Here is an 849-nt window from a genome sequence, read left to right on the forward strand (position 1 = left end):
GTTACTGGCCGAATCAACTGAGTTTCTCAGAATCATGCGGAATGGTGATGAGAATGCTGATGACATTGCAGGGCGCTTCACCGGGACGTATACCGGAGCTGATGCGCGATCTTGCAAGTATGGGACAACTTGTGAAATTACCGACGAGAAGGGGAAGGGCCTTCCCGAGAGTGGTAAAGGAGAGGCCCTGGAAATACCCCACAGCCCCGAAAAAGAGCCAGTCAGTTGCTTTACTGACTGGCATTACACACAGGCGGTGCCTTTTATTTTTACTGAAGTTCACAGGAGGTTTATGTGTTTAATTCTGACAACCTGAGACTCGACGGAAAATGCGCCATCATCACAGGTGCGGGTGCAGGTATTGGTAAAGAAATCGCCATTACATTCGCGACAGCTGGCGCATCTGTGGTGGTCAGTGATATTAACGCCGACGCAGCTAACCATGTTGTAGACGAAATTCAACAACTGGGGGGGCAGGCATTTGCCTGCCGTTGTGATATTACTTCCGAACAGGAACTCGGTAATGACTCCAACTTATTGATAGTGTTTTATGTTCAGATAATGCCCGATGACTTTGTCATGCAGCTCCACCGATTTTGAGAACGACAGCGACTTCCGTCCCAGCCGTGCCAGGTGCTGCCTCAGATTCAGGTTATGCCGCTCAATTCGCTGCGTATATCGCTTGCTGATTACGTGCAGCTTTCCCTTCAGGCGGGATTCATACAGTGGCCAGCCATCCGTCATCCATATCACCACGTCAAAGGGTGACAGCAAGCTCATAAGACGCCCCAGCGTCGCCATAGTGCGTTCACCGAATACGTGCGCAACAACCGTCTTCCGGAGCCTGTC

The 849-nt window shown here is 50.9% G+C and carries 3 pseudogenes; 2 read left to right on the forward strand and 1 reads right to left on the reverse strand.

The features are described from left to right. A pseudogene (locus BGK49_RS16290) lies at positions 1–230 on the forward strand (IS4 family transposase); the annotation flags it as partial. Between the two features lie 64 nt (positions 231–294). Then, positions 295–519, forward strand: a pseudogene (locus tag BGK49_RS16295) (SDR family NAD(P)-dependent oxidoreductase); the annotation flags it as partial. Positions 520–534: 15 nt separating this feature from the next. On the opposite strand, the pseudogene BGK49_RS27630 reads toward BGK49_RS16295, so the two are convergent. After that, a pseudogene (locus BGK49_RS27630) lies at positions 535–849 on the reverse strand (IS1-like element IS1B family transposase); the annotation flags it as partial.

Origin of the sequence: Shigella sp. FC1544, assembly GCF_001722145.1 — a bacterium.
GTDB classification, from domain to species: domain Bacteria; phylum Pseudomonadota; class Gammaproteobacteria; order Enterobacterales; family Enterobacteriaceae; genus Escherichia; species Escherichia coli.